The organism is Paenibacillus sp. Root52, from assembly GCF_001426865.1.
GTDB lineage: Bacteria > Bacillota > Bacilli > Paenibacillales > Paenibacillaceae > Paenibacillus.
On the sequence record NZ_LMFO01000021.1, the window covers coordinates 1 to 20,543 of the forward strand.

The window sequence follows — 20,543 nt, forward strand, 5'->3', positions numbered from 1 at the left end:
GCCGATGGTACTTGGACCGCAGGGTCCTGGGAGAGTAGGACGCCGCCAAGCAAAGAACCACTGCCGATGTTATTCGGTGGTGGTTTTTATTTGTTTATAACCCGTTAATAACCATAAATGATGTACTCAGATCACGCCTATATTTTCCTAAGATGTCGCCATTTAAGAATGAATGGTGTTTTTGTCATATCTACACTTTGTCCACACAAGAAATACACTTGTATGCATCAGGCAGTACACCTGATATAACCAGTCACTTTCCCTTGACAGGCTAAATATCGCTTTGCTAAGATGGCAATAATAAATTTTTCAGAAAACGCATTTTCGGCGTAAAATACAGCCTAGGATCTTCGGGTTTTGGACCGTAAAGCTGAGCAAACATAAGGAGGAACACCCGCGTGTGGGAAGATAAATTTGGTAAGGAAGGCTTGACCTTCGACGATGTATTGCTGGTGCCACGGAAATCCGAGACACTACCTAAAGAAGTAGATGTATCTGTACGTTTGAGCGATAGTGTAAAACTGAATATTCCATTGATCAGTGCGGGTATGGATACCGTTACAGAAGCAACATTGGCAATTGCTATTGCTCGTGAAGGCGGCATCGGGATTATTCATAAAAATATGTCTGTTGAGCAACAAGCAGAGGAAGTGGATCGTGTTAAACGCTCGGAAAGCGGCGTTATTACGAACCCATTCTCACTGACAGCGGAACACCTGGTATCTGATGCAGAAGCCGTTATGGCGAAGTACCGTATCTCCGGTGTACCTATCGTTGAGGGTGAACAGAAGCTGGTTGGTATTCTGACTAACCGTGACTTGCGTTTCATCCATGATTATGGCATTAAAATCAGCGAAGTAATGACTCGTGAGAACCTGGTAACTGCTCCTGTAGGCACTACGTTGCAAGAAGCAGAAGGTATTCTGCAGAAGCATAAAATCGAGAAGCTTCCATTGGTAGATGAGTCCAACACATTGAAAGGTCTCATTACAATTAAAGATATTGAAAAAGCAATTCAATTCCCGAATGCAGCCAAAGATGCACAAGGTCGTCTCTTGGTAGGTGCGGCAATTGGTATTTCGAAAGATACATTTGAACGTGCTGATGCACTCGTACAAGCAGGCGTTGATCTAATCACTGTAGACTCCGCTCACGGTCATCACATCAATATTATTGATGCAGTCCGTCAACTGCGCGAGCGTTTCCCGAACCTTACGATTGTTGCAGGTAACGTAGCAACTGGTGAAGCAACACGTGATCTAATCGAAGCAGGTGCTTCTGTAGTAAAAGTAGGTATCGGTCCTGGTTCTATCTGTACAACTCGTGTTATCGCAGGGATTGGCGTTCCTCAGGTAACGGCTGTATACGATTGTGCAACTGTAGCACGTGAGTATGGAATTCCGATTATTGCCGATGGTGGTATTAAGTACTCCGGTGAAATCACGAAGGCTCTTGCAGCAGGCGCTCATGCCGTTATGCTGGGAAGCTTGTTTGCAGGTACAGAAGAAAGCCCAGGCGAATCTGAGATCTATCAGGGACGTCGCTTCAAGGTATACCGTGGTATGGGTTCAATGAGTGCGATGAAACAAGGAAGTAAGGATCGTTACTTCCAAGATGATGATAAGAAACTTGTTCCGGAAGGAATCGAGGGTCGTGTAGCATATAAAGGTCCTTTGTCTGATACGATTCATCAACTGATTGGTGGTCTGCGTTCTGGTATGGGTTACTGTGGAACAAGCAGCTTGGATCATCTTCGTAATGATACACATTTCATCCGCATTACCGGTGCAGGTTTGCGGGAGAGTCACCCACATGATGTACAGATTACAAAAGAGGCACCTAACTACTCGTTGTAATCGGAAGAGAGTTAACTATTTCCAAGACAGGCTTGGCGATTTTCGCCGGGTCTGTCTTTTTTTGCGGATACCCCTGTGATAGAATAGAACAAGCGGTGACGATTCTTTAATGGATTAGGGCGTTGCGGCGATTTTTTGACGTGAATCTATGGAAATGACACCTGATCCGGTTGGTGAACATACATAGGTTGACCCGCTAGATAGAAGCGCGGACGACCATCTACATAAACATGAGAGTTCATGCTGATGAAATGACAGTCAATATTGAAATTCAGGGCAAGCACATGCTCATTCGATATAGCGCATTAAAACAAGGTTACACATGGATTTAACACACATGACGGGGAATTAGAAAATATCGCAGCTTAAGCTGCACTGAAGCATAGAACGGAAAGCTTCGGATTTGAAGGGAGTATTCATCTTGAAAGTCAAAACAATGAACAAAAAGAAACGCCAAATGCTCAAAAAAAGCGTTGCCTCGGTGATGCTGATTAATATGCTATGCCTGTCTGCGGTAATGCCTGTCATGGCAGCAGCAAACGATTCAGGGCAAGTCCTTACGGCAGCAGCAACGACGACAAAAACCGAAAAAACAGTTAAGATCCCGGGTGTCGATGAATTAGGGCTTGAAGTTAAGAATGCCGTACTGATGGAAGCATCAACGGGTCAGGTCCTCCTCTCTGTAAATGCAGACGAAGCAAAGCCGCCCGCAAGCATGACTAAGATGATGACAGAGTATATTGTGGCTGAAGAAGTGAAGCAAGGCAGACTTAGTTGGGATGATGTTGTTACTGTTAAAGAGAACGCAGCAAAAAGCATTGGCTCGCGCATTTTCCTGGCAGAAGGGGATCAGCATACTGTCAAAGAGCTCTATATCGCGATGGCAGTTGGATCGGCCAACGATGCTACCGTTGCTTTGGCTGAACACGTTGCCGGCTCCGAAGAAGCATTTGTCAAAATGATGAATGAAGAAGCAAAACGGATGGGAATGAAAGATACCTTTTTCATTAACTCGTCAGGTCTTGACCGTGCGGATATGCCTGCAAAATTCCGCCCGGATGAAGACAAAGAAACCATGATGTCAGCAAATGATGCGGCGATTCTATGTAGATATATTATTATGGATCACCCGGATTACAAAGATTTCACTACAATTCAATCCTATAAATTCCGTCCAAATGATAAAGCACCAATTATCAACTATAACTGGATGTTGGAAGAGAATAAAAATATAACCAATTTCAAAAGCTATGCTTATGAAGGTCTGGATGGAATGAAAACAGGCCACACCACAAACGCAGGAAACAACTTCACGGGTACAGCTGAGCGTGATGGTATGCGTCTGATCAGTGTAGTCATGGGTACAACTTCAGAATCTGCGCGTTTCAAGGAAACGAAGAAGGTACTGGACTTCGGATTTAACAACTTTGAAGTAAAACAGGCTGTTGCTGCTAAAACAAAGGTTACTGGTTGGGAAGCTGTACCACTGAAAAAAGGTGCAGAGACAACGGTACCTGTTGTTACAGATAATGCTGTAAGTTTTGTTGTCCCTAAAGGAACGCAAAACCTGGATGTGACGTTTAAAGCGAATATCACCGAAGCAGACAAGCTAGTTGCACCAATCAAAGCAGGAACTAAAGTTGGAACGGTAACTTATAGCTACAAAACGGACGGCATTGAACCTCAGGAGAAAACGGTGAATCTCATTACCGCAGAAGAAGCAGAGAAGGGTGGCTGGTTCCGTCTATTCTTCCGTGCTGTGAAGGATTTCTTCGTTGATCTGTTTGATGGAATCAAAAACTTGTTCTAGTTTATGCCTGAACTGAAGGTCATCTTCTTAACCATGACAAATTGCAATTAATTCCGACTGGATGCATTGTATATTTACAATTTTTCCGGTAAAATATCAAGTTAGAATTCTACGTATGAATCAGTAAAAAGTCTAAATGTTCTTCTGCCCTAGTATGGTGAATTCACATTCGCCATAGGGGTAAGAGCAGCACATACATTACGGGGGGCTTGGAATATGGAAACAGGAACATCGCGCGTTAAAAGAGGTATGGCTGAAATGCAAAAAGGTGGCGTCATCATGGACGTTATGAATGCAGAGCAAGCTAAAATCGCTGAAGCAGCAGGTGCTACGGCGGTTATGGCTTTAGAACGTGTTCCTTCTGATATTCGTGCGGCTGGTGGAGTGGCTCGTATGGCGGATCCAACAATTGTCGAAGAAGTGATGAAAGTTGTAACTATTCCAGTCATGGCAAAAGCTCGGATTGGACACTATGTTGAAGCCAAAGTTCTAGAATCACTCGGGGTAGACTATCTGGATGAGAGTGAAGTGCTAACTCCTGCGGATGAAGTATTCCATATTGATAAGCATGAGTTCACTGTACCGTTTGTATGTGGAGCTAAGGACCTTGGGGAAGCATTGCGCCGTATTGGTGAAGGAGCTTCCATGATTCGTACGAAAGGTGAACCGGGAACAGGAAATATCGTTGAAGCTGTTCGTCATATGCGTTTCATTAACAGCCAGATTCGCAAAGTTACGAACATGTCCAAGGATGAGTTGTATGCTGAAGCGAAAAACCTGGGTGTTGCCTATGAGCTACTGCTTGACGTACATGAGAATGGTAAGCTGCCTGTAGTTAACTTTGCAGCGGGTGGTGTAGCTACTCCTGCGGATGCAGCGCTTATGATGCACCTGGGCGCTGATGGCGTATTCGTAGGTTCAGGGATTTTCAAATCGGACAGCCCTGAGAAATTCGCTCGCGCCATCGTAGAAGCAACAACGCACTATACGGATTACAAACTGATTGCTGAAGTTTCCAAAAACCTCGGAGCACCAATGAAAGGTATCGAGATTTCCAAGCTTTCGCCTTCTGAGCGTATGCAGGATCGCGGCTGGTAAGAGAAGGGGAATTGCAGATGAAGATCGGCGTTTTAGCACTTCAGGGCGCAGTAACGGAGCATATCCGTAGTGTTGAGCAAGCTGGGGCAGAGGGAGTTGCCATCAAAAACATCGAGCAACTGGATGAGTTGGATGGGTTGATTCTTCCTGGTGGTGAGAGCACTACAATTGGTAAACTGATGCGTAAATATGGCTTTATGGAAGCTATTCGTGAATTTGCTGCAGCAGGTAAACCGGTTTTTGGTACATGCGCAGGGTTGATTGTAATGGCTAAGCATATTGCAGGTCAGGAAGAGGCTCATTTGGAACTGATGGATATGACCGTATCCCGTAATGCTTTTGGACGGCAGAGAGAAAGCTTTGAGACAGATTTGCCAGTCAAGGGTATTGAAGAAACGGTGAGGGCTGTATTCATACGGGCTCCTTTAATTGAAAGTGTAGGAGAACAGGTTGAGGTTCTTTCCACATACAAGGATGAAATTGTAACAGCACGTCAGGGTCATTTGCTGGCTTGTTCTTACCATCCTGAATTGACGGACGACTACCGCTTGCATGCTTACTTCGTAGACATGGCTCGGTCATATAAAGCGTCTGTGCAGAATCTATAGCAACGATGAACAACCTATGATTGCCCGGAAACAGATCGCTCCTACAATCACTCCAGAGAGTGGCTGTAGGGGTTGCATCTAATCGGATGCCTGATGTTGCCCGTATCTGCTTCCAAAGCGGGAATCGCAGCATAGGGTGTCTTCCGAGGTTCATGGGTTGTTTTTAGTGTTAACGAATGATGAAAGATACAGGCTCACAAAGGCATTACTGATCTACATATCAGAATCTACATTTGTGGGGCTATTAGGAGGGGTAATCGATGCTTGATGTGAAGATATTGCGGAATGAGTACGCACGCGTAGAAGAAGCATTAACGAATCGCGGCAAGTCACTAGATCTCATTGCTGGATTTACTGAAATGGATACTAAACGCAGAGAGTTGCTGCAAGAGAATGAAACGTTAAAAGGTCGTCGAAATACAGTATCAGGAGAAGTAGCACGCCTGAAGAAAAATCGGGAGAACGCAGACGATCTCATCGTCGAGATGCGTGAGGTTTCCGATCGAATCAAAGCAATGGATGAAGAAGTTCGTGAGTTGGAAGCGAAGATTAATGAGCTGACAATGGCGATCCCAAACATTCCGAATGAGAGTGTACCTGTTGGAGCTTCCGAAGAGGACAATGTGGAAGTTCGCCGCTACGCAGAACCTAAATCATTTTCTTTCACACCAAAAGCGCACTGGGAAATTGCTCAGGATCTCGATATCCTTGATTTTGAAGCAGCAGCTAAGGTAACGGGTTCCCGTTTTACATTTTACAAAGGACTTGGTGCTCGTCTGGAACGAGCTCTGATTAACTTCATGATGGATCTGCACAGTGATCAGCATGGTTATGAAGAGATTCTGCCTCCTTATATCGTGAACCGGGACAGTCTGTTTGGTACAGGACAACTGCCTAAGTTTGAAGAAGACTTGTTCAAGCTGAAAGATACAGAGTATTACCTGATTCCAACTGCCGAAGTTCCGGTAACGAACTATCATCGCGAAGAGATTCTGAATATGGAGGATCTGCCGAAACATTTTGTGGCATACAGCTCATGTTTCCGTTCAGAAGCAGGTTCAGCTGGGCGCGATACGCGTGGTCTGATTCGCCAGCATCAGTTCAATAAAGTAGAATTGCTGAAACTCTCTTCTCCAGAAACTTCTTATGAGGAATTGGAGAAAATGACACAAAATGCAGAGCGTGTGCTGCAATTGTTGGAACTTCCATACCGTGTTCTTACGCTATGTACAGCCGATATGGGATTCACATCAGCGAAAACTTATGATATTGAAGTATGGTTGCCGGAAAGTGACACATACCGTGAGATTTCTTCATGTTCTAACTGTGAGGATTTCCAAGCACGTCGGGCAAATATTCGTTTCCGTAGAGAACCAAAAGCGAAGCCGGAATTTGTGCACACACTGAATGGTTCAGGTCTTGCTGTTGGACGTACAGTAGCTGCGATCTTGGAAAACTATCAACAGGAAGATGGCACAGTCGTAATTCCAGAGATTCTTCGCCCTTATATGGGTGGAATCAGTGTCATTGCACGTCGTGCATAGAACCTGGAATGTTATATTCTAAAGCGTGAGATCAGATTGAAATCACAAATAGTAATGAACCCGTCATCGAGAGGATGGCGGGTTCTATTTTTAAACGAACGAGAGCCTGGCTCTAATTTGAAGCAGATCAAGGATATAAATTGAATTTAAAATAAATTATAAAAATATTGTTTAAAAAGCTTGCTATAATGCTCAACATTATGTTATGATATTTCTTGTGGCAAGTTTATAAAATGTTTTTTCCCTGGAGAGGTACCGAAGCGGTCATAACGGGGCGGTCTTGAAAACCGTTAGGGGGCAACTCCACGTGGGTTCGAATCCCACCCTCTCCGCCATACTACATTAATAACAAGGATTTGAGCTGATGCTCAAGTCCTTTTTTGATTTTATTAAAGGGAACTGGCTGTTCAGATCCGTTAGCGTTAAGCGTGGCGTAGCTGGTGCAGATAGGTCGTGTCACTCTGAGTTTCATCTTGAATATGAACGGATTGGCCAAATATGCAGTGGTTATAGGCTGTTATTGACGGTTGAATAGGTTTGCTATGGATTCATGTGGAAATGTGAAATCAAGCAGAGACGAGATGCATAAAAACATCTTCATCGCCGCACTTTATAGAAGTGGAGGTGGTAAGATGAACCGCGAGTTAAACATCAATCAATCAGAGCTTGTTGGCGCTTGGCAAGAGCGATTACCCGAAGTCCTGAATGTTGGCGATCAAGCACGAGTTATGGCAGACGAAGCCGATGAGCAGGCCATTCGTATTCACATTGCGACTGCTGGGCACCAAATGTACTCTTTTGACTTCAAATGCGCTTATGTAGATTCCCGGGAGGTCAACGTGCAATTAGTCGATGTCGAACGGGATGGACAGTCAACGGATGAGCGAACAGAGCCGATTCAGGAGCTTGCTCACGACTACACTCGGCACATTCATGAATGTGCTCAATCGTTACAATCTAGAACCAGACCATAACCTTAAATGGGGAAGGAGTGATTCGAGTGAGTAAAGCCAAAGCGGGAGTGGACAAAAATCTACAAAACGTAGCTGCAGACCTTGAGCAAACGGCTGTCAACAGCCACCATGCGCAGCAAATCCAGCAGGAAGTGAATGACCGTCGACATCAAGATTCACTGAATCATGATAAAACGAAAGACATGAATCCATCTCATTCCTAATTTTAAAAGGGGGAACAGAACACCATGAGCAAACCTAAAGCTGTCCCTGTACCTGAAGCACAACCGTCTAAACAGCATAGACAACCTTCTAAGGGATCTTCCATGCAAGAGCCATTATCGGGTTCCAAAAAGGTGAAAAACCAAAATCATGTTGATCACTTGAACCCTGAGGGTTAAACGTGCTGTAAGTAAAATAGGGTCTGTACTACTTGATAAATAACAGTAACGCCAAAAAAGTCCGGTGGGTAAAGCCGGATTTTTTTGCGTATTCGTACATATATAGACGTTGTGAACCGCTACCATTGAAATCAGACATAGGTCTTTGTAGCCAATTTGCAGAAGAAAGATCACAAATTTCCCAAATCGTGTTTCCGTTTCAGAATAAATGGTATATCATTGATGTTGAATTATTTTTTTGGGGTTATCACGAGAGGAGAGAAACAAATGAAGAAACGCATGGGGGCGCTTCTACTTACAATGTTGTTGACCGTGTCTATGGCATTAACAGCATGTGGTACGAAGCAAGAACCAAAAGAGGCTTTGAAGACGGCTGCGTCCAATGCTTCTAAACTGACTTCGTATGAAATGAGTTCCAACTTTACAATTAATGATCTGAGCTATAAACCTGGAGCAGAGTCACAAGGTGATCCAACCATGACCCAGTTTATGAGTATGCTGAAAGACGCTCAGTTGAACGTGACAGGCGTTTACCAAAGTGAGCCTATGCAAACGGAAATGACGCTTGGCATTGAGCTCAAAGGTGATATGGGCATGACGTTCAATATCCCAATGGTTATGACAGCAGAGAAGCTCTATGTTAAGGTACCAAATGTTCCATTCTTCCCTATTCCAGAAACGATCGTTAACAAATTTGTGGAGATCGACCTGAAGGAACTGGCTGAACAAGAAGGAACTGAGTTCAATCCGCAAGCTATGGATGCTGCAAAAACACAGAAGCTCAGCAACGAAGTGATGGATGCGGTATTGGGCGAATATGATCAAGAGAAATTCTTCAAAAACATTGCTGTGAAAGATGCAGCACTTCCTGAAGAAGTAGATGCTAAACAAGTCGTGCAATTCTCAGTTACGAATGACAATGTAAAAGAAGCTGTTACTGTACTGGTAACGAAAGCATTGCCTAAAGTAATGGACATCTTGTCCAAAGAGGAATATCGCGAAATGCTGCAATTAAGCCAAGAAGATATTGATAGAGCGAAGGAAGATCTGAAGATCACTGAGGCTGATCAAGCTGAAATGTCCAAAGATCTGGATAAATTGAAAGAAACGCTCACAATCAATAAATTCAACATTGACTTTGCCTTGGATAAACAAGACTTCCCCGTTTATCAAAAAGTGGATGCTGATCTGCTGATCAAACAACCGGACACCAAGGATGAAGTTAAATTGGCCTTCACAGGTTCGAATACGTACACTAAAATCAACGAAAAACCAGCGTTTAAAATCAACATTCCAACTGGTGATAACGTGATTACAATGCAAGAACTCGAAGAACTGATGAATTCTTCTTACGGTTACTAATACCTACGCAATCTCACAAGACCGCTTATAATCAAACGGAAGAACGTTTTCCGCTTTGAATATAGGCGGTTTTTTTGCATGAAATGAGTGTAACAGTCTATACAGACTATCTCCTTTTAGGAACTTCAGTATGGAGGATTCATCTCTACCTGCTGTAGCGGATGAGTGGGAGAAAAGCGAAGTATGGAAAGGGCTAAAAGCTGTGAAGAATGTTCATGTCTACAAAATAAAGTACAAATGATCTATGATGTAAAGAAAAACCGCACAACTCCCTTTTTTGGGGTGATGCGGTTTTGTGTTACATGCCTATTTCTCGGGGTGATGTAGTGTTTGGATGGAAACGGACTATATTGGTGAGCGACTAGTCGGATAATTGTTCATGCAGATCATCAACGAGAACAGCGTATATCTGATGGTCTTGATATTGCCCATTAATCTTAAGATATTTACGTGCAATACCTTCTGCTTGAAAGCCGTTCTTCTCAAGCACACGTTGTGATCCTTGATTAGAAGGCAGAATGGCGGCTTGTACACGATTCAGCTTCAGAGCACGAAATGCGTAGGCTACAGCCAATTTCACAGCAGCAGTCATTCGTCCGCCCCCTTGATAGTCGGGGTGTATGAAGTAACCCATATCTGCATAGTTGGCGACACCGTGGACAACATTGTTTAGGCTAACTTGTCCAATGAGAGTGCTGTCCTGGATTGTATAAATCCCGAACTGATACCCGGTTCCTTCTTCAGAAGCCTTCATTCGATCCTGTATGCGTCTAGTCTGGGCTTCCAGCGTATAGAACTCATCCTCTCGTATAGGCTCTACAGATTGATAGGGGATGCGTGTAATCTGAATCAGATCTAGATAGGCCTGTGTATCTTCTGATGTTAATAAACGAAGACTGATACCGTGAGGTGTGTCGTATAGGGTTAGTGCCATAATTACGTTGCACATCCTTTCAAAGTGGATAAAGCCTTTATTTTTTACGTAAACGTCGGAAAAATTGAGTGAGCATGGTGGAGCATTCAGGCTGGAGTACATCCGGGATGACATCTGTTCGATGATTAAACCTCGGCTCCTGCAACAGGTTCATCAATGTTCCTGCACATCCGGCCTTTGGATCAGCCGTGCCGTAGATTACACGTGGAACGCGTGATTGTACGATCGCGCCCGCACACATCGGGCAAGGCTCAAGCGTAACATACAGACTGCAATCCAGCAGTCGCCAAGCTCCAATCGTTTCACTGGCCTGACGAATAGCGACCATTTCTGCATGAGCTGTCGAATCCAGCGTTGTTTCTCGCAGATTATATCCACGCCCGACGATCCGGTTATTCTGCACGATGACAGCCCCAATAGGAACTTCCCCAAGCGCCTCCGCTTTTTGTGCCTCAGCAATGGCTTCCCGCATCCAGTACTCGTGCCTAGCATCTTCCGGAAGGTGGGAAAGATCAATATGGGAGGAAATATCATTCATTACAGTTAAAATCCCCTTTCAAAAACGGTTTATTCAGCGAACAAATATTCGGGTTGTTAACATGTTGTGTATAAGTCTGTGGATAACTAAGGAGTTGCTCACATAGTTATAAACATACTATCCACAACCCTGTGGATTTGTGTATAGTTTTTGTGACTTATTTAATTGTAGACATGGAAAAAGCGAAAAAACAATAAATTTCGAGCTTTTTAGCTAAACGGTAACTTTTGGACTATGGTCAAATATCCTTTTCAAAACCACATACAACCGTTATGATGGATATAGGTTTTGCCATATATCGCCAAAGGGTACAAGCCGAGAGGTGAACAAAAAGTTGTCTATAAAAACGAAATTATCCATGATTATGTCGTGTTCAGTGCTCGTTATTTTGGTGCTGAATATTGCACTGAGTTATTATACTACAGAGGAAAATCTTAGACAGGACAGCGAAAATAAAATGGTGCTGACTGCTAAACAGATCGCGATTTCTGTCGAACAGAATCAGTATAGTTCAGAATATGTAAAACGCCAGATTGGTAGTAATCTGTGGCTTGCTTCGGTTATGGCTGCAGAAGAACTAGATCCGGATATTAATAATATCACAAATGAAGACCTTGTACGTGTGAGCAAAAAGGTCGGCGTGTCCCACATATCGCTCATGGAACAGACCGAGGATGATATCGTTGTAACCCGTTCTTCCGATCCGCGGGAGATTGGACTTTCCACAAAATCCATGACGTATTGGTATCAGGCCTTCAAGCAATTGTTCGAAAAGCATCAGGTCACCATTCCCCAAGGGCAAGCGCTGGATCATTTCTGGTCAGATGGATTCGAGTATTCGACATCCAGTCCGTCAGATATTGATATTTGGGGCTACTACCATGATGGGAAGAGGAACTACATAATCAATCCCTTCTATAATAATGCCGAAGTTGATGACTATGTGAAGATCTCTGGTCCAGATGAGATTTTGAACAAAATTCGCGAAGTTAATCCTTCTATTCTTGAGATTACAGGTATTAATCCTTTAACCTTTGGTGGTCCAAGTATGAACGATGACGGAAGAGATAGTAACTTTAGCAAGTTGAATAACAAACCAATCAGGTTCGGAACATATCAATATGGCACAACAGAAGAGGATCACCGTGCGGTGGTGAAAGCTATTCGTACGGGACAGAACGTTTCTTTTGTCAGCGAAACACATGATCAAAAAGTGTTAAAGAGTTTTATTCCTATTTTTACTCCTAATCAATCGTCCTATGTAATCGGAATTGTCATGGACTATAAGCAGATATCTTCCATGGTGTCAGAGCAGTTGGTCAGCCATGCCTCGATCTCCCTTGTATTGCTTGAGATTGTAATCTTCGGCAGTTATCTGCTCGCAGGATATATTACACGTCCAATTCAACTGATATTAGGCAAAGTAAATGATGTCGTTGATGGGCATTTCGATTTCCGTCTGAAAGTGAAAAGGAAGGATGAGCTCGGACAGCTCGCCAACCGAATTAATGCCATGATTCGCAATCTTGGTCATTATACGAATCGCCTCAAGCAGATGTATGAAGAGAACCGCGCAGTCAAAGAGCATCTAGAATCGATTATTAATCAGACTGCGGATGCGATTCATATTACGGATCTGGATGGAAATGTGCTTCGGGTAAACCGTGCTTTTGAGCAGCTATACGGCTGGCGTAGCCGTGAAGTAGAAGGGCGCACCTTGAAGATCATCCCTCCAGAGGCAGAAGAGGAACGACGTGAGCAGCATGCTCAGTTAATTGAGGGTATGTCAATCACCTCTAATGAAACGACTTGGATGAAGAAGGATGGAACTCGTGTAGAAGTCAGTGTAAGTACTGCTCCTGTTCGAGACGAAGAGGGCGAGATCACAGCACTGATCAGTGTATCGCGAGACATCACAAGTCGTAACCGAATGGAAGAGCTGCTGAGACGTTCTGAGAAGTTAACGACTGTAGGACAATTGGCTGCCGGCGTTGCGCACGAAATTCGGAATCCGCTAACCACGTTGCGTGGGTTCCTTCAACTTCAACAGCAGACGAACAAGCTCAATCATCGCCATCTGGACTTAATGCTGTCAGAGCTAGATCGGATCAATCTCATTGTTGGTGAGTTCCTGATCTTGGCGAAGCCACAGGCGGTTCATTTTCAAGATCGGGATATCCGTTTTATCCTTGGAGATGTGATCTCACTGCTCGATAGCCAAGCGCATCTGCATGGTGTAGAATTTGTGCTAAGTGCCTCTTCCGATTCTGCTATGGTACACTGTGAAGAGAACCAATTGAAGCAGGTGTTTATTAACCTGCTCAAAAATGGTATGGAGGCCATGCCTAATGGAGGAAGTATTCAAATTCGTCTTCACCATGAGGAAGAACTGAATCGAGTAAGGATTGAGATCAAGGACGAAGGAATTGGTATTCCTGAAGAGATGATGCCGAAGCTAGGCGAACCGTTCTTTACCAACAAAGAGTCGGGAACGGGGCTTGGTCTGATGGTCAGTCAGCGCATCATTCAATCACATAAGGGCATGATGGATATTAGAAGTGTCATGAACAAGGGGACAACGGTTATTATTGATCTTCCGGCTTCGGATAAGTTGCCAGAGCAGGCAGAAGACGATAACAGCACGGAGCAGCCCCCTACAGACGAAGAGAACTAGATGAGGTGAGATGACCTTTTGCGTATCAATAAATTTATTAGTGAGACAGGTTACTGTTCCCGGCGTGAAGCGGACAAGCTAGTCGAGAGTGGGAAAGTAACGATTAATGGTGTCCAGGCAGAGCTAGGTAGTCAGGCTGAAGAAGGCGATGATGTACGCATTAATGGACAGCCGATCCGGGAGAAAAGAAAACATGTGTACATCGCGCTGAACAAGCCGGTGGGTATCACCAGTACGACGGAGCAACATATCCGGGGGAACATTGTAGATTTTGTAGGCCACACAGAGCGGATCTTCCCGATTGGTCGATTGGATAAAGATTCAGAAGGTTTGATTCTTATGACCAATGATGGGGACATTGTGAACCGGGTTTTAAGAGCAGAGGGTCGCCATGAGAAGGAATATATCGTTACCGTGGATCGACCAGTAACTGCAAGCTTTCTGCAGGGTATGAGTACAGGGGTCAAAATTCTTGGTGAAATGACGCTTCCCTGCAAAGTGACTCGTATCACGGATCGAATGTTCCGAATTATACTGACCGAAGGAAAGAACCGCCAGATTCGCCGGATGTGCAGTGCATTTGGTTATGAGGTTCGGAAGCTGAAAAGGATTCGTATCATGAACATTCATCTGGGGGAACAAGCTACGGGCAAGTGGAGAGAGTTAACTGCGGCAGAGAAAGCAGAACTCGGTAGTCTGCTCGACTATTCATTAGAATAATAAGAGAGCATAGCCAGAGTGCAAAAAAGCCAGCGTTCGGGAGTCCCTAAGGGATTACTGGATGCTGGCTTTCTTCATCTGCCCATAGGAGCAGAGCAAGAACCATTAATAGCAACAAAGTAATAGTACCGGGATTCCGCAGCAAAACAAAAGTGCCGCTCCCCTTGGTAAAAGGAAAGCGGCACTTTTCGTTTGTTCGGAATAGCTCATGCTATTTATAGGGCTTCTAGTTAGCCGAATCAACAGCTTTTACAGACGAGTTGTTACTTTGGTATTTCCGAATGATGGAAACCTCTACACGTCGATTCTGTGCTCGTCCAACATTCGTGTCGTTACTAGCGATTGGATGGTACTCTCCATAGCCGCTAGGTGTGAACTTGGAAGGATCGAGCGATGTATTAAGCAACAGAATTTTGAGGAAGTTGAGGGCACGATCTGCACTCAAATCCCAGTTATCCTTATATTGGTTGTTCGAAATGGGAATATTATCGGTATGACCGGATACAACCACTTCATATTCCGGGAACTCCTGAAGCATACTTGAGATCGCTTTGGCCAAGGAACGCGATTCTGGTTTCACATCGGCTCGTCCAGAGGAGAACAAGGCATTATCACTGATCGTGATCTTCAGTTCCGACTGATTTAACTTGGTGTTAAGCTGATCGGAAAGTCCATTTTTTGAAATATACTGATCCAGACGTTCCTTGAGCTTCTCCAGATCCTCTTGCTCTTTCTGAGCCATCTGAGCATCGGTGATCTGATTTGGTGATTTTTTCGTAATCTCCTCAGGCTGTTCTTTCTTCTTACCAAGATCAGCACCCGGAGTTTCAGGATTCATGGAGCTATAATCAAGGACACCTGATCCACCATTCAATGCGCTGCTTAGTGCGGAAGCCATTTGCTCAAACTTACCCGCATCAATGGAACTCATGCCGAACAAAACAATAAACAGAGCGAGCAACAAGGTCATCAAGTCAGAATAAGGGAGCAACCAACTCTCGTCTATATGCTCTTCATGTGGTTCATGCTTCTTAGCCTTTTTCACCTGATGAACCCTCCTTCTCTTCCAGTTGTTTACGTTCGGAAGGTGTCAGGAATACAGATAATTTCTGATTGATAGCAATGGTGGAAACACCGGATTGAATCGAGAGCAGGCCCTCAACCATCATGAGCTTGATTTCCATCTCTTGCTTGGACATCCGCTTCAACTTGTTGGACATTGGATGCCACAGTACATAACCTGTGAAGATACCCAAGAGGGTAGCGATGAATGCTGCTGCAATTGCTTGAGAGAGCTTATCCATATCGCTAAGGTCGGCAAGGGCTGCGATCAAACCAACTACGGCTCCAAGAACGCCGAGTGTTGGAGCATACATACCTGCTTGGGAGAAGATTAGTGCACCACTGCGGTGACGCTCCTCTGTAGTGTGAATGTTTTCCATTAAAACATCGCTGACGAAATCTTGATCGTTCCCGTCGATAATCATCCGCATGCCGCTGCGGAGGAAATGATCGTCGATTTCTTCAACTTTTGATTCTAGTGCAAGCAAACCTTCACGACGGGTAGTGGAAGCCCAGTCCATAAATGTGCCGATTAGGGATACGCGATCGATCAATTTTTGCTGTTTGAACAAAATTCCGAAGAGTTTCGGAATTCTCTTGACTTCTGACATAGGGAATGCCATAAAAATACTTGCTGCGGTACCAACAAATATAATCATATAGGCTGCTGGGTTGTTGACCAGATTAATTACGGGAGCATGCTTCAACATCATACCGATTACAAGTGAAGCGAGTCCCAAAACAAGTCCAATAATTGTTGAAATGTTCATCATACACCTCATCCATGAGATAAAATTGAATCCTTTCAAGCGGCTATATTCGGGCTTCCGGACGAACGTAGAGCCGCAATTCGTTTCATGCTTGGCACTCTTTTGGATTGCCAAAACAGTTAAAACGATCATGTATAGTATTTATCGACCAATAGGCCTTTTTTTTTAAGGGTTATTTTCAGGTATAATAAGATGAAATCCGCTCCTTAGGGGCCGAATAGGAGTGAAAAGCCAATGGGCGTAAAGCATGGACGGGATTATGAAGGAATATTGACAGATTTAACACAGGCCCTCAGTCGTATACCGGATCGGTATGTTTTCTTTGAAATGGATTCGGAAGAGTGGAGCAGATTAGGCGAAGCAGAGCAGCTTGAAGTCGATGAGGCACTGGCAGAGGATCTGTTCTATGCGCTAGGTGAAGAATCGATTATTCCAGTTGGCAGCGGGGTTGTCATCCATGATAAGGATCAGCACCGGATTCATATTTTGATTGGAGAAGAAGAACTCACCTTTGTACCGCTTATTTAGCTTGCACAGAAGCGTTAATTCAGGGTCAGATATCATGGGAGATAAACGCCTGAAAGCCTTATGGTTATTGGCTCTACCGTCATCTGTTAGATTGGATTTTGAGGCTTGTCCATGGTAAGATGATAGTCATGAAACGGCGAATCGCACTGCGGTGAACCAACCGTTTGGGGCTAGTCGGTAGTGCCAAAGGTTTCGTTGGTAACATAGATGGATACGGAAGTATGGTGATGTTTCCATCGTATGGGGAGGAAGATAACGTATGGTTTTTTCGCAAGAGGAAGTCGAAGCTCATCTGGGAAGGCTTGAAGGCTGGGAACTAGAGGAGGGACGATGGATTGTTCGCAAATTTGTGTTTTCTAACTACATGAAAGGGATTGCATTTGTAGACGAGGTCGCTGCGATCTCGGAAGCATTTAATCATCATCCTTTCATTACGATTGATTATACGACAGTCACGCTACGTCTCACGTCATGGGATGACGGAGGCATTACATCTGTAGATATTAAAGAAGCGGAGCAATTCAACGAAACATTTGAGAAAATGAGGGCGGAATAACCACTGGGTTAGGCTCGTCTGCTAGAAATGGGTGAACGGCATGTCAGACAACAATCAGAAACATCCGCTTATCGCTGTCGTTGGTAGCCTCAATATGGATCTTGTCGTCAAAACGGATACGATTCCAGAAGAGGGAGAAACGGTCAGCGGGGAAGAGTTGCACTATCTTGCTGGTGGCAAAGGGGCTAACCAGGCAGTGGCCTCCGCTCGTCTCGGTGGGCAGACAACGATGATTGGAGCTGTAGGGACAGATGTGTTTGGCGAACGCCTGCTTCGTAGCCTGCATGAGAGTGGGGTAGATGCATCGCCGGTTCGTGTCATGGATGATTCAGCGACGGGTACAGCCTCGATCTGGCTCTCCAATGGAGATAACCGAATTATTGTTATCCCAGGGGCGAACGGAAAGGTAGTACCGGAGATGCTGGAAGAGGCGGATACGGTGAAAAGCCTGACTGCAGCCGCAGCGGTGCTGCTGCAGCTCGAGATTCCGCTGCCAGCGGTCACCCGCGCCGCTACTCTAGCGTCAGAAGGCAGCGCACTGGTGGTGCTCAACCCGGCTCCGGCAGTGCCGGGTCTGCCCCAGGAGCTCCTGCGGTGCGTTGACGTCGTCACGCCGAACCGCACCGAGCTCGCCGTGCTTACCGGCCGGGATCAACTCCGGCCGGAAGACCTGGATGCGGCGGTCGCAGAGCTCGCCGCATCCCTCGGAGCCGCCGTCGTCACGACGCTCGGCCCCGAGGGGGCTGTGTACGCGGCAGCGCCAGGCGGCCGCGTACAAGCAGGGCGTGCCGGCGCGTGCCGTGCGCCCGGCTACGCCGTAAGCGCCGTCGATACGACCGGCGCTGGCGACTGCTTCAACGGCGCGCTGGCGGTAGCCCTTGCGCGCGGCGAGACGCTTGACGCAGCCGTAAGCTTCGCTATGGGCGCAGCTGCGCTATCTGTGACGAAGTTGGGTGCCCAGTCTGGAATGCCGTCTGCAGATGAAGTAGAGGCATTTCTTGCACAGCAGACATCAAGCGACTGATTCTATCACTGATATGTCCAAGCACAGAGAAGAGGCTGTTACACCCCGGGTAGGGAGGTAATAGCCTCTTCGTTCATCCGTTACTTTTTCTCGGCGAGCCACATCGCAATGTTGGCAATCTCTTCATCTTGCAGTCGATCCTTGAACGCAGGCATGCCGCCTTTACCTTTGACGATTGTAGAGTAGATCTTCTCAACGTCATCCTGACTTCCGATGTTCGCAAGAGCTGGACCTACGCCCCCTTGAAGCTGATCACCGTGACAGGAAATACAATTGGCTTTCACCAGTGCTTCAGCCTGTCCGGCATCCATCGTGACTTCTGGCATAGTTGGTTTAGCTTCCTGGGCAACCTCTTCTTTTCCTGGAAGCGTAAACATTAAAATAATAGCAAACGCGCACGCTGCAAAAAATACCCCGCTCATGATCCATTTGTGCATCCCTTATGTCCCCTCCAGAATGAAAGATCACCTAACTGAATCTGTCCATATCATTATAACGGAACTGTCCATGACATCATAGCATTTTGTGGTAATTTTTTGAAACTTATCAACTAAAAGCGGGAATCGTATTAGCTCATAATTATCTTATAAGTTAACGAGCTCCTGTATACACCATACAATAAAAAGGTTGCAAGCCAGTAGGTGTCTGACGTTCGTATGTATCTTGGGTGATAAAACCAACCTTTTCATAGACCCGGATGGCTCTTGTGTTCCAGGTGAGCACTTCTAAATCAATTTCATTTGAGGGATTCCTGCGAATGGCTTCTTGTACAATCGCAGACACAAATTCAACACCTTGGCCATGCCCGCATCGTTCGGGATGCATACCTAGTCCAATTCGGGTGACTCCGACCAGCGGGAAGAACTGTGCAAAACCGCAGATTTCATCATTCTCGCCCAAAATTACAGCATATTGGTCTTTCCTTAGCTGCACATCTCCAAATTCGACTTCAAGTGCCTTCATCTGTTCCCAAGGAAGCCAGCTATAAATATTATAAGGTGGGTCGTATTGCCAACTGCATATCTGCTGAGCGTGTTCTTCTTCCATAGGTTTAACGTGAAACGTCACAGAAGCTTCGTCCATACTTACTGCACGCTCCTCTCATTTGTAGGATAGGTACCGCTTCAAAACCGAACAAGCTCTTGAATGGGGATGGATCCTACAGATCATGTGTCAATGTATAGATATTCCTAACATTACTCTACAGAACGTGGTGTAGTTTTGGCAAGTCTTCGTAAAATAGAAAAAAATTGAAACAAAAGATCGGTTCATTACGTTTATATTACAATAGGATGGGTAAAAACATCATAAGGGCACGGACGAAAAAGCACAAAAAAACCGCCGGATACATTCCTGCGGAGAATGGATCGGGCGGTTCTGTTATGCTTGGTTACAGTATGATGTTGCTCAGCTTGTCCCTAGTCACGTGCGAGTGTTTCATACGCGTCCGTGCTCATAATACGTTTAGCGCCAACATAGCGGTTAGCCCAGTAGTTCTCGCTCAGTGCGCTAATGGTAACGCCTTTGGAAGAAGAGGAGTGTGCAAACTTACCTTCTCCAACGAAAATTCCTACGTGTGATACTCCACTGCCGGAAGTATTAAAGAATACCAGATCGCCAGGTCTCATTTCTGAACGGGAAACGGAATCACCCATGTCGAATTGGGAGCTTGATTGGCGTGCCAAATCAATGCCAAGCTTGTCGAATACATACCGTGTAAATCCAGAGCAGTCAAAGCCGTTAAGCGTTGTTCCCCCGCTTTTGTATGTAGTTCCCATTGCTGAGTCAATTACTTCATCCATTTTTGAATCTGCGAACGCGCTACCAGCTCCAAGCGATAATGCGAATGTGAGGCTAAGTACAGCTGCGGTTAGTTTCTTCTTGAACAAGAGATATACCCCTTCCAATGCCTGCGAGGTTAGCTTAAGGATTCGGTTGAAGGTCCCCTATGATCCCTCTGTAGCAAGATCAATTCACCCATAACTGGTTCCCCCGCTTCCCAGGTGCTAGGAATTTGGCTATGCTAGTTGTGCACCTGTAAAATCAAGAAATGACGATTAAATTTTAAGTAGTTACAAATATGAAGGTAAAGATTACAAAGTTGT

The 20,543-nt window shown here is 45.1% G+C and carries 21 protein-coding genes, 1 tRNA gene and 1 riboswitch; of the genes, 15 read left to right on the forward strand and 7 right to left on the reverse strand.

Features of this window, described 5'->3' with window-relative positions; all coding sequences use genetic code 11:
* Window positions 1–398: 398 nt before the first annotated feature.
* The 10 genes from guaB to ASD24_RS17290 all read left to right on the forward strand — a co-directional run bounded on the left by guaB (window position 399) and on the right by ASD24_RS17290 (window position 9,632).
* Window positions 399–1,856, forward strand: coding sequence for an IMP dehydrogenase (gene guaB, locus ASD24_RS17250; RefSeq protein ID WP_056698062.1), 1,458 nt, complete (start codon window positions 399–401; stop codon window positions 1,854–1,856).
* Window positions 1,857–2,292: 436 nt separating this feature from the next.
* The gene (locus ASD24_RS17255) at window positions 2,293–3,666 is read left to right on the forward strand and encodes a D-alanyl-D-alanine carboxypeptidase family protein (protein WP_056698181.1); all 1,374 of its coding nucleotides are present in this window, start codon (window positions 2,293–2,295) and stop codon (window positions 3,664–3,666) included.
* Window positions 3,667–3,882: 216 nt separating this feature from the next.
* Entirely contained in the window at window positions 3,883–4,764 is an 882-nt protein-coding gene (gene pdxS, locus ASD24_RS17260) for a pyridoxal 5'-phosphate synthase lyase subunit PdxS (RefSeq protein ID WP_056698065.1), read from the forward strand.
* A 17-nt stretch (window positions 4,765–4,781) separates the two neighbouring features.
* Entirely contained in the window at window positions 4,782–5,372 is a 591-nt protein-coding gene (gene pdxT / locus ASD24_RS17265; protein ID WP_056698069.1) for a pyridoxal 5'-phosphate synthase glutaminase subunit PdxT, read from the forward strand.
* Window positions 5,373–5,632: 260 nt separating this feature from the next.
* Complete coding sequence (gene serS, locus ASD24_RS17270; RefSeq protein ID WP_056698072.1) at window positions 5,633–6,916, forward strand: serine--tRNA ligase; 1,284 nt, start codon at window positions 5,633–5,635, stop codon at window positions 6,914–6,916.
* Window positions 6,917–7,162: 246 nt separating this feature from the next.
* A tRNA-Ser gene (locus ASD24_RS17275) sits at window positions 7,163–7,251 on the forward strand.
* Between the two features lie 297 nt (window positions 7,252–7,548).
* Complete coding sequence (locus ASD24_RS17280) at window positions 7,549–7,890, forward strand: hypothetical protein (protein ID WP_056698076.1); 342 nt, start codon at window positions 7,549–7,551, stop codon at window positions 7,888–7,890.
* Window positions 7,891–7,916: 26 nt separating this feature from the next.
* Window positions 7,917–8,093: a hypothetical protein gene (locus ASD24_RS30765; protein WP_200956168.1), complete on the forward strand. Its 177-nt coding sequence runs from the start codon at window positions 7,917–7,919 to the stop codon at window positions 8,091–8,093.
* A 24-nt stretch (window positions 8,094–8,117) separates the two neighbouring features.
* Window positions 8,118–8,270, forward strand: coding sequence for a small acid-soluble spore protein P (locus tag ASD24_RS17285; protein ID WP_056698079.1), 153 nt, complete (start codon window positions 8,118–8,120; stop codon window positions 8,268–8,270).
* A gap of 267 nt (window positions 8,271–8,537) precedes the next feature.
* Complete coding sequence (locus tag ASD24_RS17290; RefSeq protein ID WP_056698081.1) at window positions 8,538–9,632, forward strand: hypothetical protein; 1,095 nt, start codon at window positions 8,538–8,540, stop codon at window positions 9,630–9,632.
* A 361-nt stretch (window positions 9,633–9,993) separates the two neighbouring features.
* On the opposite strand, the gene ASD24_RS17295 is transcribed toward ASD24_RS17290, so the two are convergent.
* Both ASD24_RS17295 and tadA read right to left on the reverse strand, forming a co-directional pair.
* Complete coding sequence (locus tag ASD24_RS17295) at window positions 9,994–10,581, reverse strand: GNAT family N-acetyltransferase (protein WP_235540638.1); 588 nt, start codon at window positions 10,579–10,581, stop codon at window positions 9,994–9,996.
* A 22-nt stretch (window positions 10,582–10,603) separates the two neighbouring features.
* Window positions 10,604–11,104, reverse strand: coding sequence for a tRNA adenosine(34) deaminase TadA (tadA, locus tag ASD24_RS17300; protein WP_056698088.1), 501 nt, complete (start codon window positions 11,102–11,104; stop codon window positions 10,604–10,606).
* A 334-nt stretch (window positions 11,105–11,438) separates the two neighbouring features.
* On the opposite strand from tadA, the gene ASD24_RS17305 reads away from it, so the two are divergent.
* Both ASD24_RS17305 and rluF read left to right on the forward strand, forming a co-directional pair.
* Window positions 11,439–13,778: a PAS domain S-box protein gene (locus ASD24_RS17305; RefSeq protein WP_056698091.1), complete on the forward strand. Its 2,340-nt coding sequence runs from the start codon at window positions 11,439–11,441 to the stop codon at window positions 13,776–13,778.
* 18 nt (window positions 13,779–13,796) lie between these two features.
* A complete protein-coding gene (rluF, locus tag ASD24_RS17310) occupies window positions 13,797–14,498 on the forward strand; it encodes a 23S rRNA pseudouridine(2604) synthase RluF (RefSeq protein WP_056698094.1) in 702 nt (233 codons plus the stop codon).
* A gap of 226 nt (window positions 14,499–14,724) precedes the next feature.
* Here rluF and motB read toward each other — a convergent pair whose 3' ends face one another.
* The gene (gene motB / locus ASD24_RS17315) at window positions 14,725–15,543 is read right to left on the reverse strand and encodes a flagellar motor protein MotB (RefSeq protein WP_056698097.1); all 819 of its coding nucleotides are present in this window, start codon (window positions 15,541–15,543) and stop codon (window positions 14,725–14,727) included.
* Window positions 15,530–16,330: a flagellar motor stator protein MotA gene (gene motA / locus ASD24_RS17320; RefSeq protein ID WP_056698100.1), complete on the reverse strand. Its 801-nt coding sequence runs from the start codon at window positions 16,328–16,330 to the stop codon at window positions 15,530–15,532. Before motA ends, motB begins: the two co-directional genes overlap by 14 nt.
* Window positions 16,331–16,564: 234 nt before the next feature.
* Between motA and ASD24_RS17325 the strand changes: the two genes are divergently transcribed.
* The 3 genes from ASD24_RS17325 (at window position 16,565) to rbsK (ending at window position 18,438) form a co-directional block, all read left to right on the forward strand.
* Complete coding sequence (locus ASD24_RS17325) at window positions 16,565–16,858, forward strand: hypothetical protein (protein WP_056698103.1); 294 nt, start codon at window positions 16,565–16,567, stop codon at window positions 16,856–16,858.
* A gap of 259 nt (window positions 16,859–17,117) precedes the next feature.
* Window positions 17,118–17,414, forward strand: coding sequence for a 4a-hydroxytetrahydrobiopterin dehydratase (locus ASD24_RS17330; RefSeq protein ID WP_056698106.1), 297 nt, complete (start codon window positions 17,118–17,120; stop codon window positions 17,412–17,414).
* 40 nt (window positions 17,415–17,454) lie between these two features.
* Window positions 17,455–18,438 carry a ribokinase gene (gene rbsK / locus ASD24_RS17335; protein ID WP_056698110.1) on the forward strand — a complete coding sequence of 328 codons (984 nt, stop codon included), beginning with the start codon at window positions 17,455–17,457 and terminating at the stop codon, window positions 18,436–18,438.
* Between the two features lie 80 nt (window positions 18,439–18,518).
* Here rbsK and ASD24_RS17340 read toward each other — a convergent pair whose 3' ends face one another.
* The 3 genes from ASD24_RS17340 to ASD24_RS17350 form a co-directional block, all read right to left on the reverse strand.
* Window positions 18,519–18,875 (reverse strand): c-type cytochrome, encoded by a 357-nt coding sequence (locus tag ASD24_RS17340; protein WP_056698111.1) that lies wholly within the window; start codon window positions 18,873–18,875, stop codon window positions 18,519–18,521.
* A 154-nt stretch (window positions 18,876–19,029) separates the two neighbouring features.
* Window positions 19,030–19,521 (reverse strand): GNAT family N-acetyltransferase, encoded by a 492-nt coding sequence (locus tag ASD24_RS17345; protein WP_056698114.1) that lies wholly within the window; start codon window positions 19,519–19,521, stop codon window positions 19,030–19,032.
* 335 nt (window positions 19,522–19,856) lie between these two features.
* The gene (locus ASD24_RS17350; RefSeq protein ID WP_056698118.1) at window positions 19,857–20,327 is read right to left on the reverse strand and encodes a C40 family peptidase; all 471 of its coding nucleotides are present in this window, start codon (window positions 20,325–20,327) and stop codon (window positions 19,857–19,859) included.
* Window positions 20,328–20,330: 3 nt separating this feature from the next.
* Window positions 20,331–20,468: riboswitch (cyclic di-AMP (ydaO/yuaA leader) on the reverse strand.
* Between the last annotated feature and the right edge of the window lie 75 nt (window positions 20,469–20,543).